The following is a 13,934-nucleotide window of genomic DNA, read 5'->3' on the forward strand; positions in this document are numbered from 1 at the left end:
GCCTGAGTCCGATAGCGTATCGAAATCAGGCCTTGAAAGCCGCTTAGAACAGAGTCCAACTTTATGGGGTCAGTTCATTCGGGTGGCTTTTTTATTTGGTGTGTAACGAAAACTCATAGCCTTTCCACTATTTACCCAATCCACCATCACGCAAAGCACACCCACTCCTAATTCTTCAAACTCTCATACCAACAACAAAAAGCTCACGCCCGTTACGCAATTTGGCGCGTCTCGCTCTACACTAAAAGTAAGCATTGGCTGGGAGAAATAAGTATGAAAACAGGTACCCTCTTTGTGAGAGACATTATGTCGCGTGACACCTATTACGTTTACCCTGACACCAGTATCATTGATTGTGTAAAAGGTTTGACGCAACGCCGTTTACCGGGCGCACCAGTGGCCGATAAGCGGGGGCATTTGATAGGTTTTGTGTCTGAACAAGACATTTTACCGGCGCTGATGCAAAGCGCGTATTACAGTGAAGAGCCAAAAGACGTCAGCTCAGTGATGCAGACTAATGTGCTTAGTGTCAGCCCTAATGATCACATTATGGAAATCGCCAAGATGATGGCGGAACCCAAACCTAAGGTGTACCCAGTGGTACAAGAAGGGCGCATTATAGGCATCATCACCCGCTATCACATAACCAAAGCCTTGCTGGCTGATTTAGAAATCGCTGTGCCTGTTTAGCCTCGGCCCTCTCAGTCACGAAGCTCCCCTTCGTGACAAAGCTACGGACGTTGTTGCTCAAGCGCATTTTTCGTTACGACGAATAGGTGAAAATACATGGCACCTCACTGAGGTAAGTCAGATTCAGCACCTTCATGTTGATTAAGGTACTCTTCTGCCTGTGTTCGTCCCATGTATTTCCCTAAGGTTTTGAGTGGCACCTTAGTCAAATCCACCATAATCAGGCCATCCAACGCATCGTTAAAATCGTGATCCAGATTAAAGCAGATCAATTTACCGTTCATTTTAAGGTATTGCCTAAGCAACACGGGCAAACCTTTACCTTGCTCCATGCGCGCCAGTATCTTCGATAGCAACTCAACACTGGCTAAAGCCGACAAAAGATTCGGTTGCCAAAAGTCTGTTGTATTCTGTGCCAACGGCGTGGACGCTTTGACCAGTTTGGCTCGTTGTTGATCATAATGATGTAAAGACAAGGTTTGCATCATAAGCTGTCGTGCGCTATCGCTGTAATCACTACTAATACTGACCGGCCCAAACAAATGCGTGTATTGTGGGTAACGTGCAACTAAAGCGGCGATCCCCTTCCACAACATCAGTAAAGAATTGAGGTTCTTTTGATACGCTTCAGCCACCACAGAACGCCCAACCTCAATGCTTTTTCCCATGCTGGCCAAAAACGCTTGATCATATTGAAATAAGCTACGTGAATACAAACCTTGCAGTCCTTTTTGTTTAAGCAACTGATCCACAAAGCCCAAACGATAAGCCCCCACGATTTTTTGATCTACTTTGTGCCACACAAACAATTGCTGATAGTAATCATCATATTCATCCAAATCACACGCTAATCCACTGCCCTCACCAACCGCACGAAAGTTTTGCTCTCTAATGCGCCCAATTTCCTGCATGACATTGGGCAGTTGAGCGCGACCAGTACAATACACAGCAAAATCCCCTTGCTCGAATAACAAAACCTCAGTGGGTAATGCTGTTATGTCTTTTAATAAATACTCGGTCGCCAGTGGCGCAATGACTTTGGGCAAGTTTTGTTGCTGAGTTTCAGATGACAATAAATAGGTATTAAGACGCAGGTAATGGACTAAATCTTTTTCATCACTGAAACCTTTTAATTCTGCATAATCAATAGCTTTCCCAATTGATAAACGAATTTTCGAAGCACGTTTGTTGAGCAACTCTTTCGCCAACATAGCGGTTCTCAAAAGTGGATGGATTCGCCCTGCTCGATAAAACATGGGGCTGTTTTGTCCATCAATAAAAATGGGTACCACCGCCGCTTGGCTACGATTGATAAATTTCGCCACCGAATGACGCCACGCCACATCGGCCAACACCTTGCTGCCTTTAGCATAACTAGACACTTCTCCTGCCGGGAAGATCACTAACACGCCGCCTTCGGCCAAATGTTGATTGGCCTCGCGAATGGCCATACTGTTGGTTTTCGCGGCTTTACTGCCGCCAAACACATTCACACCGATAAAAAGGTCGCGAATTTCAGGCAAACGCTTAAGCATTTCATTTGCCAACACTTTGACATCTTGACGCACCCTAGCCAGCAAATCCGCCAAAATAACACCTTCAATCGCACCTAACGGGTGATTCGCAACAATCACAACGGGGCCTTTTCGGGGAATATTTTGTAAGGAACCGGATGCCAATTGATAATCAATATCCAAGGCTTTGAGAGTGTAATTCATAAACTCAAAGCTGGACTGTGTTGGTGTACGCTGTTGATATAAAGCATCCAGCTTACTCAACCCCGTCAACCACTCAACACACCTTTCCCCAAGGCCAAATGGTGTGACTCTGGGCAAACGAAATGGACTATCTTTCATCTTCTTCTCTCTTTGCTGACTTACTGCGGCATCATATCAGGCCAATTCTGGTCCGCTTGATTAATGTGCAAACGACGATCAGCATCCCATTTTTGTTTTACCGATTTGTTATAATTCAAATATAATTTGCCATCGACAATGGCCCACTGCTCAGGATCTGACGACGCAAAGCTTTTGCTAGCAGAAACCGCCCAAGCGCAATAACCACCGTATTGTGGTGCGTATTTTTCAGGCTCGGCTAAGAACATCTCCAAATGCTGTTGCGAGGCGAAATACCAATCTGCACCCTGATATTCAGTTTTAAAGTTAGCACGCCCTTCAATGGCCTTTTGCTGCGTGAAATATGCCACCGTGTCATAGCCACTGAGAGCTTTGTTGCTAAAATACCCTGTTGAAATAGGGTCTTCCGCCCATCCCCATTGGCTGATAAACAGAGTGATGATGACGATTAGTTTTTTCATTTTTTGCTCCTCAAAAAGCCTCAGACATGGTCGTTTGTTTCGATAAGGTGAGGCGATTCTGCGCCAAACTACTCGGTGTTAAATGATTGCAGGGCGACCCCGCTACATAACTCATGTACTGCTCGGTTGGGGTCACCGAGACATGGGTAAAGCTGACAGTTTGCGCATCTTCGCGGTGCAAACAGATGGATTTATAACCCTGCTCTGCATGATGATGGCAATGAAATGCCATACGTGCAGCATGACTGGCTTCGCTCCCCACTGTGTCCTGATACGTCGCATTTCGGTATTCAGTAACCGGCCCTAATGCCACAGCAGATGAAAACACTGGAGACGCCATGGTGCCGATACTAAAGGCCTCTCCATCCCAATGAAAAGCCCGCACCGATGTCTGCCCTTCACAAAGGCTAAGATCAAAGGACAACAAAATAAACGGCGCAAACTTGTTAAGCCTAATATTGCGCAACGCCTGCTCAACATCATTCAGACAGGTATGTTTAGCCAATCGACTGAGCAATAAGCCTCGGCTTATCAAGGGGGTTGCTGGCATCTTGCCTTGATAATTATTTAATAAACACAGGCTCAAGCCAGCATTATTAGTACTAATCCAACTACCTCGCCCAACCGGGTCAATTGGCATCAATACCTCTACACCAGAGAAGTGCAGTCTTTTAGGTGGCAGCGCCACAGGACGTGTTTTCTGTTCATCACGATTAAAGTAAATCTGATAACCATGATCATTAAGGCACCAGCTAACGGAACACATCGCTAGGACCTCCCCATGTATGTCAGCGTCGCTGGGGCAAAACCAAAATCCGCTGCCACATGACGACCCAGTAATGTCATGGTGACCTTGGTCATAGCAAAATGATGGTTTGCATGAAGCGCGATAAAGGTCAGCTCTCTTTCCAAGGTGGAACACATTTGGGCGGATTGTGTTTGGCTAACAGACACTTCCGAGATAACTTGTACAGGCGCTTTCACATCGTCCAACGTCAAACACTCAAGCCAAGCCAATAACTCTTCGATTTCCGCCAAAGCCTGCAGACGACAAGTTTCCACTCGGTGTCCACGACGACGTTGATTGTAATCAATCACCCTTGCCTGATGAGTAGACAAGCAGGCTCCAACCTCTTTCGAGTAAACACCTAGGTAAACCCCTCGATACACATCCAAGATATGCCGGAAGTGTTCTCCAATACTGCTAGTAACATAAGGTTCCGCAGACGCTAAATATTGCTCGCTGGTCAATGAAGCCAAAAAAGCTTCACCTTGTTTTAGGGAATCAATACACCCTTGAATGACCGCCAATTCGCTATTAAAACCGGTTTGCTGATGGCGTTCACTGTTCAGTATTGGAATCATATCGGCTCTCTTTCCAGTGCTTTTAAATGACCTCATAAACGCTCAGTCTGTCGTTGGGTATTCTTTAGTGAGCTGCTTCTCTTCTCGCCAAGCCGCCAATAACTGACGCAAAGAGGGAGGCTGATGGCCTCGCTTCTTTTGTTTTGCGCCAATCGAATACAACAAGCGATACTGCTTAAGTAACACATTAAAAATACTTGGCAGGGACGCATTTCTATCCCAGATATGAGCGGCCTCGCTGCTTGCCCCATTGAGTTCTAAGATGGTGAATTTTTCACCTTGCATAAAATCATGAAGGTTGTCGAATTTGATGTCTAAACGACCGTAGTAGTAGCCCTTTACGTCTTTCAGTAACAAATCCAACTTACGGGTTAAGGCCTGCGTAATGTATTGATTACCATCACGAAAAATAGCCCCACGACTGTGACTGCCCGCAAAGGCTAATTGAAACTCTTCGCCTGTTTCAGGCACCCAATCAAGAATATTTTGATGACGCGGTAGATATAAATGCCGCAACTTTCCGGCTCGAGGATGAGTTTCTATCAAGCGTTTCAACGTCTGTTGACCATCCCCTACAACCGTAGGGGAATACTTCAATGTTATGGAGAAAATCTCACCTTTTTGCTGCCCTGGCTGACGCACATAAAACACGCCAGCCTCGGCTTTATAAGGGGCTTTTTCTTGCAGAACAAAACGCGCACCTAAAGGAAAGGATTGAATATAATCGGCCAATTGCTCTACGGATTGCAGCAGTTTGACGCCAACCCCTCGACAACCCAAATCTGGTTTTGCCACCAAAGGGAAAGGAATATTACGCTGTTTCAACTCGGCTAACGCGGCACTTAATTGCTGCTCTATTGGCGATTGGTTTTTCTCTCTTACGCAATAAGTGGCAATCCATCTCGACGCCAGACTGCCCGCCAAATTCATAATGTCATGCTTTGACTCTCCGACCATACCGCTTAGCTTGATGCTTGGATTGGCGACTAAAGGCAATCGAAAGTCACGATAGTAAATCCCCTGAAAAACACTCTGCAACACCACTGGCGTGTAAAAAAACCAAGTGGGTAAAAACTCATAGGGCGAAATCGTTCGCTTCGAGTCTTCTTCTAATGTCGGCATACCGCCATTCACTTTATGTGCAGGAATCAATGAACATTTTGTCATATTACTTATCAACACCTTTTAAATATGTCGTTTTAATCAATCGGTTCACACTTAACAAACCGAGCAAAGCAACTGGCATCAGCAGCCATTGATATTGTGTCGCGACCAACCAAGCTTGCTGGCCAAAGGTGTAAATAATGCCAAACACCAAACCACTCCAAAGCGCTGTCGCAGTAACCACTGCGCCCAAAAACAGGCTCATTGGCAACGCCATAAAACCAGACAAGGTAAAGCCGACGGTTCTCAACCCGGGTACAAACCGGATAATAAAAAGATTCAAGAACAAGTGCGTTTCAAAGCGCTGTTTGGCCATAGGAAAATAAGGCATTTTCAATAGCTTCAGCCGCACACAACGAAAACGCCGACCACTTCGTCCCACCCCATACAGGGCTAAATCTCCCGTCGCAATGCCAATAAAAATCGCCAGTAGCGCCCAGCTGATTGGCAAGTTGCCTTGTGACGCCAGAATCGCCGCAGTCACAATAGCCAAGTCTTCCAATACATAAGAAAGCAAAATGATGCCTATAAACAGCCAAGCAACGGATGTCGTTCGATCAGCAAGCATGGATTGAAGCGCTTCTAACAATGTTTTGCCCTGGCCGTCATGTGTAGATATTGAGAATTAGTCGTTGGCATAAAATGATTTATTACAGTGAATGTCGTTTTATTTTGCCGAGTAGGTTTTCTGTAGGGAAATCACGCCATAAGAAATGACCTTCCAAAGTTCAACGCATAAAAAATCGTTACGGCAGCGGCATCAACACTCAAACCTTCACTTTGAGAGCAGAGCAAGGTACATTGCCCCAGATGACTATTCTCACTGGCAAAGCCACCCGAGAAAATAGCCAAGGAAATCAGCCCTAAACAAGATAGATAGCCCTATGAAAGACATTAAAAGCATTTTCCGTAACCTTGAAAAAAAGCTTAAACAAGCGAAATGGTTTGAAGACGATTGGGAAATCTATAATCGCGGACCTTACTTACAACTTTATAAATCAAGTTGGCATAATCATAATCAAGGTGGAATTCACTTCGAAACCTACATTGAAGCGCCTCAAATTACACAAAAATCCTTTCCAATTTGCTTACATGCAGAAGAAGATTGCCCATCAAGAAGTGAGTTTATGCAGCGCTTTTTAGAGCTTGAAGAAGAGCGTATAAAAGGTTGGAAAGGCTATCAAATCATTGCCAAAGATCATCATATTCTGCAAAAAACCTTGCCGCTCAATTTCAAGAACTTAGAGCAACGTCTTTATGATGAATTGAGCCAACTGAGCAAACTTGAATCGAGTATAGAGCAAGCTTTACAAGAGCTTGGATCCTAAGTTCAACAGTGAATAATCCTAGTGGTGTGGAAGTAAAAAAATGAAGTCTCAAAAAAGTCCATGTATTGATGTCTGTGTATTTTCTGGTCCAAAAGGTTGGTGTATTGGTTGCGCTCGAACTCGACAAGAATGCCAGCAATGGAAAACGATGAAACCGTATAATAAGAATTTACTCGAAAAAGCCCTTAAGAAAAGATTGCAGCAATTAAAAAATCACCCTACCGAATAACACACAAAAACCATAAAATCACGAAAAACACTACCACGTAGAAAGATATAAAAACAACAAACTACCCGAACTATAAGCCTTCATCACAAGCGTTTTTTTTGCGTCAAATTCATCAAACACAAAGAAACGCCTCAACGATTCGCTCGACCCAAAAAACAATTAAAGCACCTCTGCTTTTAACGCCATAAGATCTTAAAACGCACCTCTTTATAATAAAATTATATTAACCCTTCCAACGTTTCCCGCGTATGCAACTATACTGATGGAAAGCCACAAAAGTTTGGGCGTGGCTGTATCAGGACTTTTTCCAACACATTTACGCTTTATTTCAAAGCAAGGGGGAATCCATGATCAATCATGTTTGGGGTCTTATTCATCATCCGGATAAAGAGTGGCGAGCGATTAACGAAGAGCACGAAACAGTGAGTCACATGTTTTATCACCATGTGCTTTGGATGGCTGCCATACCGGTTGTCAGTACTTTTATTGGCACCACGCAATTTGGTTGGACCATAGGCAACGAATCCATAAAAGTCTCTATGATGGATGGTTTGTGGCTTGGTCTGCTGTTTTACGCTCTCATCTTAGTCGCTGTCGCAGCCGTTGGCAGTGTGATTCACTGGATGGCACGAAATCATGCAAATCGTCCACCACGCCAAGAATGTATTGTCTTTGCTGGCTACATTGCCACACCATTGTTCTTGAGCGGCCTTGTCGCGATCTATCCTATTATCTGGTTGTGTTTATTGTCTTGTGTGGTTGGTATCATCTATACCGGTTATCTGCTTTACCGAGGCACGCCTAGTTTCTTAGGCATCAGCAACAAACAAGGCTTCATTCTTTCGAGCACCACTCTTGGTATTGGCGTACTTGTCTTAGAAGCTTTATTAGCCGCTGTGGTTCTTATCTGGAGCCTAGGCTCTGAACACAGTATTATCTGGAAGTTCTTTTAACGTCACTCCATCCAACTAGGTTTGTCGTACCCATAACGCGATTAATGACGACAAACCTAGTTAGACCTTTCTTAACGAAAATACGCTTCTTTGTGCCATAACAGGACCATCCCCAAAAAATCCCTGAGAGTTGTTTTTATAACGAAGCCCTTAATGATAACAAGCCACTCAGCGTCGTTAAAAACAGCGCCTCACTTTATTCGCCTTAATCACCCTAAGTTAATGAAAAATACAGCAATCAACGGAACTTTTTCTATCGTCTACGCTCTCAATTTTACTTATTCTTAATCGCAATTTGTGCTATTTTCACTGTTATCTCTTTAGGTAAGGGTTTGTCGGGTAAGGACGAACCAAACATAGTATGATCGCAGAACACGTTGATAAGGCTGAATGTAGGATTAACATCATGCTCACACTCTGTATTGGCTCTGTTTTACCGTTCATTTGGAAGGAGTTATCCCCTTGAGTTCACTGATCTGGCTACCGTTTCTCCCTTTATTAGGGACTCTGGTTCCTCTTCTTAGTGCTCGCTATAGTCGAACGGCTTGTGCCTTTTTGACGGCAGCACTCCCAGCCTTAACCTTATTACTCGTGCTGTTACACGCCGGTGAAATTTTCCAAGGGGAACGTTTTCAAGCGGCTTTACCTTGGATTCCAGCTATTGGCCTAAACCTTTCGTTTCGATTGGACGGACTTGCACTGCTGTTTGCTATCTTGATTCTTGGCATCGGCTTACTCGTTATTCTGTACGCCCGCTATTATCTTTCCGCAAAAGACTCCATTGGCAAGTTTTATGCTTATCTGATCCTCTTTATGTTCGCCATGCTCGGTGTGGTGTTATCCAATAACCTCATTCAAATTTGGTTTTTTTGGGAACTTACTAGTATTAGCTCCTTTTTGCTAATCAGTTTTTGGGGGCATAAAACCGAAGCTCGCAAAGGTGCCCGCATGGCATTAACCGTCACTGGAGCCGGCGGTTTAGCATTACTGGCAGGCTTGTTGATCTTGGGCAACACGGTTGACAGCTTTAACCTACAAGACATTCTCGACAGCGGCGATTTCATTAAAGCCAGTGCCAATTACCCTATTATTGTGGTACTGATTTTAATCGGAGCCTTTACCAAATCAGCTCAATTCCCCTTCCATTTTTGGTTACCCAATGCCATGGCGGCACCAACGCCCGTCAGTGCGTATTTACACTCAGCCACCATGGTAAAAGCAGGTATCTTCCTAATGGCACGATTCTATCCTGCCTTAGCGGATACTAATCTATGGTTCTTGATTGTGAGTTTGACCGGCTTGGCCACTTTCTTGGTCGGCGCTTATATCGCCATCTTCCAGCATGATTTGAAAGGCTTATTGGCCAATTCCACCATCAGTCATTTAGGACTCATTACTCTGTTGTTAGGCATGGGAACTGACTTGGCCGCGGTGGCCGCGATCTTCCACATCATCAACCACGCAACCTTTAAAGCCTCTTTATTTATGGCGGCCGGGATCATTGATCATGAATCAGGCTCCCGAGACATGCGCCAGCTAAATGGACTGTGGAAATACATGCCGTATACCGCCACGCTGGCGATGGTGGCATCGGCCTCAATGGCTGGAGTGCCTTTGCTAAACGGTTTCTTATCGAAAGAAATGTTCTTCACCGAAACCTTACATCAAGCCTCTCTAGGGTCTTTATCTTGGTTCATTCCAGTACTCGCAACCTTAGGTGGCGTTTTTGCTGTCGCGTATTCAACACGCTTTATTCACGATGTGTTTTTCAATGGTGATCCCATAAACTTGCCAAAAACACCGCATGAACCGCCTCGCTATATGCGTGTGCCAGTTGAAATTTTAGTGGCTCTTTGTTTGTTGGTCGGGATTTTCCCAAGTTTAGTAGTCGGTGAGTTACTGTACGCCGCCGCCAGTGCTACCCTAAACACCCCAGCGCCAGAATACAGCCTCGCTATTTGGCATGGCTTCAACTTCCCTCTGTTAATGAGTGTGGTGGCCTTGGTTGGCGGTCTTTACATGTACCATAACCGTATTCACTTATTTAAGTTTCAGGCGCAATTTCCTGCCAGTGATCCAAAACTGGTCTTTGAAAGCATCGTGCAATACATTACCAATAAAGCCAAAAGCATTATTGCGGTGACGGAAAACGGTTCCTTACAGCGCTACATTTTCTTCACCTTGGCCTTTGCTGTGGTGATGACCGCATCCTCCTTAATGAAATTGAATACCACGGCAGGACAACGTCCCGAAATCCCTGTGGATGCTTTGTCTATTACCTGTGCGGTGCTGTTGACCATTTCCGCCTTGGCGACGGTCATTTGGCACAGAAGACGATTAGTGGCGCTGTTAACCTTATCCGTGGTTGGGTTAATCGTCTCTCTCGCCTTCGCTCAATTTTCAGCACCAGATTTGGCCTTGACGCAACTTTCCGTCGAAGTGGTGACCGTCATCCTGCTGATTTTGGCACTCTTCTTCTTGCCGCAAAAAACACCAAAGGAGTCATCTCCACGACGTGTTGTTCGAGATTTAGGGTTAGCCTCACTAATCGGTGGCGTCGTTGGCACCATCTGTTATGCGTTAATGACTCGACCTTTGGACACCATCTCTACTTTCTTCACGGCCAACAGTAAAACCGGTGGCGGTGGAACCAATGTGGTAAACGTTATCCTAGTGGACTTCCGTGGTTTTGATACCTTGGGAGAAATTACCGTATTAGGTATCGCGGCATTGGGTATATATAAGCTGGTAGCTCGTATGAAGCTGTTCATGCCATCGTCGGATGATAATGGTTTGGCTTGGTCAACGGATCGTCACCCAATCCTACTGGCCGTCATTTCACAAAGTCTGTTGCCATTAGCGCTTCTCGTTTCTGCCTATATATTCTTGCGAGGTCATAACCTTCCAGGTGGTGGTTTCATTGCTGGCTTGATTACTTCTGTTGCGATTATTCAACAATACGTGGCACACGGTGTTGAGTGGATCAAAACGCGAATTAAACTGGACTATCAAATCATGATTGGCTCAGGTATAGGCATCGCCACCCTCAGCGGCCTGGGTAGCTGGGTATTCGGTCATACCTTCTTAACAACTTGGTTTGATTACTTCTATTTGCCATTGATTGGTAAATTCGAGCTAGCCAGCGCGATGATTTTTGATCTTGGCGTGTACCTCACTGTGGTCGGTGCGACCATGTTAATTCTCGCCAATCTCGGCCAGCTGACCACCAGCGAACGCCCGATTCAAAAGGAGCACGATTAATGGAAGGTCTATACGCATTTTGTGTCGGCTTGCTCACTGCTTGCGGCATCTTCTTAACCTTACGTGGTCGCAGTTTTTCTGTGGTAATTGGCTTGACGCTATTGTCTTATGCTGTGAATTTATTCTTGTTCGCCAGCGGCCGTTTAAAATTAAATGCGGCGGCCGTTTTGGGTGAGTCTGAACAATACAGTGACCCGCTACCACAAGCCCTCGTGCTCACCGCCATCGTCATAGGCTTTGCAATGACCGCCTTCGCGGTTATCCTCGCCATGCGCGCCCGTGCGGATTTGGGCAATGACCATGTGGATGGCAACTTACCTAAACTACCAAGTGAAGTGTCGAATAAGTCGTCTGGAGGCAATAAATAAATGCAGCATTTGAGCATTTTCCCCATTTTAATCCCGCTGTTATTTGGCGCGATTATGTTGCTGCCTCCGATTTCCAGAGACATTAATTCGCAACGAATCAGTTCCGTTATTGGTACTTTGTTTTTATTGATTTCTTCAGCGTTACTGCTGTATCAAATTGATGCCTCTGGCACAGAACTTTATGCTTTAGGAAGCTGGCAAGCACCTTTTGGCATTGTGTTGGTGGCCGATCGGGTATCCAGTTTACTGGTGTTACTCACCTCCTTCCTAGGCTTTGCTGTCATGCTTTACGCCATAGCTGGAAAGGACAAAGGTGGCGCCTATTTTCACCCATTGTTTATGTTCCAATTAATGGGCATCAACGGTGCCTTTTTAACCGGCGATATTTTTAACCTGTTTGTGTTCTTTGAAGTATTACTGATCGCGTCCTATGCCTTATTAATTCACGCAGGCGGTAAGCAAAAAACTCAAGCGACCGTGCATTATGTGATCCTAAACTTAGTCGGCTCCAGCCTATTCTTATTTGGCTTAGGCATACTCTACGGTACGCTAGGCACCTTAAACATGGCCGACATGGCCATCAAGGTCGGTCAGTTACAAGGAGAAAATGCCACCCTCGCCAAAACAGGCGCCTTGTTCCTATTGGTTGTCTTTGGTTTAAAAGCCGCCATGTTACCCATGCATTTCTGGCTACCAAAAACCTATGCCAGCGCCTCGGCTCCTGTCGCGGCATTGTTCGCCATTATGACGAAAGTCGGCCTTTACAGTATCTTCCGAGTGTATACTGTGATTTTCGGAGAACACGCCGGCGAGCTGGAAAACATTGCCACGCCTTGGCTCTGGCCACTGGCGCTGCTCACCATCACCATTGGTAGCATTGGTGTATTAGCTAGCCCAAGTGTTCGAACCCTAAGCGCCAATCTGGTGATTGTCTCCAGCGGTAGTTTACTCGCCTGTGCCGCGATCAATTCCGTTGAAGCCACTTCGGCCGCATTGTATTACATGGTACACAGTACGTTAGCCTCAGCCGCGTTGTTCTTATTGGCAGACCTAATTAGTCGCCAAAGAGGCCAAGCGGAAGACCGGTTCGTCAAATCTCGTATGTTTACTCAACCTAAGCTAATGGGCTTTGCATTCGCGATTGTGGCTTTGAGCTTAGTTGGCATGCCGCCATTCTCCGGCTTTGTTGGCAAGGTGATGATCTTGCAGGCAACACAATCCTCCGTGCAAACCATGTGGGTGTGGCCATTAATCTTAATTGGCAGTTTGGGCGCTTTGGTGACCTTCTCCCGAGCGGGCACGACTTTGTTCTGGCGACATAGCGGCTCGGCGTCAAATGATGCTGAACCCGCGTCAAAAAGCGAAATAACCGCCGTGGCACTGCTCTTACTTGCTGCACCAGTGTTAGTTATTTTCGGTGGTGCGATCACAGAGTACACCTTGCAAGCCGCGACGGCTTTGCATGACATCCAATCGTCAGCCTACGACTTAATTCCGGGGGTTAGCCGATGAAATTTCTGCCTATGCCATTCCATACGGTTCTGCTGTTTTTTGTATGGCTATTACTGAATAACTCAATGAGTGCAGGACACATAGTGTTAGCGTTTTTTTTCGCCATTACCATACCCATGCTGGTCAATGGTATGCGTGATGAGCACCCAAAAATCCTGAAGCCTTGGAAAGCCATTTGTTATGTACTAATGGTGATGAAAGACATAGTGGTAGCTAACGTTGAAGTGGCCTTATGGATCATTGGTCCAGTCAAAAAACTGAAACCAGGCTTTGTAGCCATTCCGATTAACATTCAATCTGATCTTGGTATTACTATTCTGGCCAGTACTGTGTCATTAACCCCTGGTACAGTCAGTGCTGAAGTATCTGAAGACAAACAATGGCTGTACATTCATGCGTTACATCTAGACAACGAAAGCGAATTGATTGAGACCGTCAAACAACGTTACGAAAAACCAATCAAGGAGATATTTGGATGCTAACTTATACCATCGTCATTGTTGCCGTTTGTATCTGCGTTGCCTTGATTTTAAATCTATGGCGTTTAATGGTTGGGCCCACTGTGTCTGATCGCATTCTGGCTCTCGATACCATGTACATTAATGCCATTGCGTTGATTCTTTTGTACGGCATTTACGCCAATACGGCTTTGTATTTTGAAGCCGCCTTGCTCATCGCCATGCTCGGATTCGTTAGTACCGCAGCACTCTGTAAGTACTTACTTCGCGGCGACATTATTGAATAGGA

General features: G+C 45.4%; 15 protein-coding genes. 9 read left to right on the top strand and 6 right to left on the bottom strand.

Annotation, left to right across the window (positions count from 1 at the left end; all coding sequences use genetic code 11):
* Positions 1 to 273 precede the first annotated feature (273 nt).
* Entirely contained in the window at positions 274 to 690 is a 417-nt protein-coding gene (locus ACHUFM_RS12970; protein ID WP_394182644.1) for a CBS domain-containing protein, read from the top strand.
* 104 nt (positions 691 to 794) lie between these two features.
* Here ACHUFM_RS12970 and ACHUFM_RS12975 read toward each other — a convergent pair whose 3' ends face one another.
* From ACHUFM_RS12975 to ACHUFM_RS13000, 6 genes are read right to left on the bottom strand one after another with little or no spacing between them, the layout of a single operon-like run.
* Positions 795 to 2,546, bottom strand: coding sequence for a lysophospholipid acyltransferase family protein (locus tag ACHUFM_RS12975; protein WP_394182645.1), 1,752 nt, complete (start codon positions 2,544 to 2,546; stop codon positions 795 to 797).
* Positions 2,547 to 2,566: 20 nt separating this feature from the next.
* Positions 2,567 to 3,007, bottom strand: a complete 441-nt coding sequence (locus ACHUFM_RS12980) for a YHS domain-containing (seleno)protein (RefSeq protein WP_394182646.1) — start codon at positions 3,005 to 3,007, stop codon at positions 2,567 to 2,569.
* Between the two features lie 10 nt (positions 3,008 to 3,017).
* A complete protein-coding gene (locus ACHUFM_RS12985) occupies positions 3,018 to 3,773 on the bottom strand; it encodes an NRDE family protein (RefSeq protein ID WP_394182647.1) in 756 nt (251 codons plus the stop codon).
* A gap of 2 nt (positions 3,774 to 3,775) precedes the next feature.
* Positions 3,776 to 4,372, bottom strand: coding sequence for a DinB family protein (locus ACHUFM_RS12990; protein ID WP_394182648.1), 597 nt, complete (start codon positions 4,370 to 4,372; stop codon positions 3,776 to 3,778).
* Positions 4,373 to 4,414: 42 nt separating this feature from the next.
* Positions 4,415 to 5,539, bottom strand: coding sequence for an ATP-grasp domain-containing protein (locus ACHUFM_RS12995; protein WP_394182649.1), 1,125 nt, complete (start codon positions 5,537 to 5,539; stop codon positions 4,415 to 4,417).
* Between the two features lies 1 nt (position 5,540).
* The gene (locus tag ACHUFM_RS13000; RefSeq protein ID WP_394182650.1) at positions 5,541 to 6,125 is read right to left on the bottom strand and encodes a DedA family protein; all 585 of its coding nucleotides are present in this window, start codon (positions 6,123 to 6,125) and stop codon (positions 5,541 to 5,543) included.
* 295 nt (positions 6,126 to 6,420) lie between these two features.
* On the opposite strand from ACHUFM_RS13000, the gene ACHUFM_RS13005 reads away from it, so the two are divergent.
* The 8 genes from ACHUFM_RS13005 to ACHUFM_RS13040 all read left to right on the top strand — a co-directional run bounded on the left by ACHUFM_RS13005 (position 6,421) and on the right by ACHUFM_RS13040 (position 13,932).
* A complete protein-coding gene (locus ACHUFM_RS13005) occupies positions 6,421 to 6,864 on the top strand; it encodes a hypothetical protein (RefSeq protein WP_394182651.1) in 444 nt (147 codons plus the stop codon).
* 40 nt (positions 6,865 to 6,904) lie between these two features.
* Positions 6,905 to 7,093, top strand: coding sequence for a DUF1289 domain-containing protein (locus ACHUFM_RS13010; protein WP_394182652.1), 189 nt, complete (start codon positions 6,905 to 6,907; stop codon positions 7,091 to 7,093).
* A 347-nt stretch (positions 7,094 to 7,440) separates the two neighbouring features.
* Positions 7,441 to 8,046 carry a Yip1 family protein gene (locus ACHUFM_RS13015; RefSeq protein WP_394182653.1) on the top strand — a complete coding sequence of 202 codons (606 nt, stop codon included), beginning with the start codon at positions 7,441 to 7,443 and terminating at the stop codon, positions 8,044 to 8,046.
* A gap of 462 nt (positions 8,047 to 8,508) precedes the next feature.
* Positions 8,509 to 11,307: a monovalent cation/H+ antiporter subunit A gene (locus ACHUFM_RS13020; RefSeq protein WP_394182654.1), complete on the top strand. Its 2,799-nt coding sequence runs from the start codon at positions 8,509 to 8,511 to the stop codon at positions 11,305 to 11,307.
* A complete protein-coding gene (locus ACHUFM_RS13025) occupies positions 11,307 to 11,675 on the top strand; it encodes a Na+/H+ antiporter subunit C (protein WP_063332803.1) in 369 nt (122 codons plus the stop codon). Before ACHUFM_RS13020 ends, ACHUFM_RS13025 begins: the two co-directional genes overlap by 1 nt.
* Positions 11,676 to 13,187 carry a monovalent cation/H+ antiporter subunit D gene (locus ACHUFM_RS13030; protein WP_394182655.1) on the top strand — a complete coding sequence of 504 codons (1,512 nt, stop codon included), beginning with the start codon at positions 11,676 to 11,678 and terminating at the stop codon, positions 13,185 to 13,187. It abuts the gene before it with no gap.
* Entirely contained in the window at positions 13,184 to 13,669 is a 486-nt protein-coding gene (locus ACHUFM_RS13035; RefSeq protein ID WP_394182656.1) for a Na+/H+ antiporter subunit E, read from the top strand. The genes ACHUFM_RS13030 and ACHUFM_RS13035 overlap by 4 nt, the downstream gene beginning before the upstream one ends.
* Complete coding sequence (locus tag ACHUFM_RS13040) at positions 13,663 to 13,932, top strand: K+/H+ antiporter subunit F (protein ID WP_394182657.1); 270 nt, start codon at positions 13,663 to 13,665, stop codon at positions 13,930 to 13,932. The genes ACHUFM_RS13035 and ACHUFM_RS13040 overlap by 7 nt, the downstream gene beginning before the upstream one ends.
* Positions 13,933 to 13,934 lie beyond the last annotated feature (2 nt).

The sequence above is a fragment of the Marinomonas posidonica genome, assembly GCF_043643765.1.
GTDB classification, from domain to species: domain Bacteria; phylum Pseudomonadota; class Gammaproteobacteria; order Pseudomonadales; family Marinomonadaceae; genus Marinomonas; species Marinomonas posidonica_A.

Coding starts and splice junctions, on each gene's coding strand:
- ACHUFM_RS12970 (WP_394182644.1), top strand. CDS start 274: ATGAAAACAGGTACCCTCTTTGTGAGAGACATTATGTCGCGTGACACC.
- ACHUFM_RS12975 (WP_394182645.1), bottom strand. CDS start 2,546: ATGAAAGATAGTCCATTTCGTTTGCCCAGAGTCACACCATTTGGCCTT.
- ACHUFM_RS12980 (WP_394182646.1), bottom strand. CDS start 3,007: ATGAAAAAACTAATCGTCATCATCACTCTGTTTATCAGCCAATGGGGA.
- ACHUFM_RS12985 (WP_394182647.1), bottom strand. CDS start 3,773: ATGTGTTCCGTTAGCTGGTGCCTTAATGATCATGGTTATCAGATTTAC.
- ACHUFM_RS12990 (WP_394182648.1), bottom strand. CDS start 4,372: ATGATTCCAATACTGAACAGTGAACGCCATCAGCAAACCGGTTTTAAT.
- ACHUFM_RS12995 (WP_394182649.1), bottom strand. CDS start 5,539: ATGACAAAATGTTCATTGATTCCTGCACATAAAGTGAATGGCGGTATG.
- ACHUFM_RS13005 (WP_394182651.1), top strand. CDS start 6,421: ATGAAAGACATTAAAAGCATTTTCCGTAACCTTGAAAAAAAGCTTAAA.
- ACHUFM_RS13010 (WP_394182652.1), top strand. CDS start 6,905: ATGAAGTCTCAAAAAAGTCCATGTATTGATGTCTGTGTATTTTCTGGT.
- ACHUFM_RS13015 (WP_394182653.1), top strand. CDS start 7,441: ATGATCAATCATGTTTGGGGTCTTATTCATCATCCGGATAAAGAGTGG.
- ACHUFM_RS13025 (WP_063332803.1), top strand. CDS start 11,307: ATGGAAGGTCTATACGCATTTTGTGTCGGCTTGCTCACTGCTTGCGGC.
- ACHUFM_RS13030 (WP_394182655.1), top strand. CDS start 11,676: ATGCAGCATTTGAGCATTTTCCCCATTTTAATCCCGCTGTTATTTGGC.
- ACHUFM_RS13035 (WP_394182656.1), top strand. CDS start 13,184: ATGAAATTTCTGCCTATGCCATTCCATACGGTTCTGCTGTTTTTTGTA.
- ACHUFM_RS13040 (WP_394182657.1), top strand. CDS start 13,663: ATGCTAACTTATACCATCGTCATTGTTGCCGTTTGTATCTGCGTTGCC.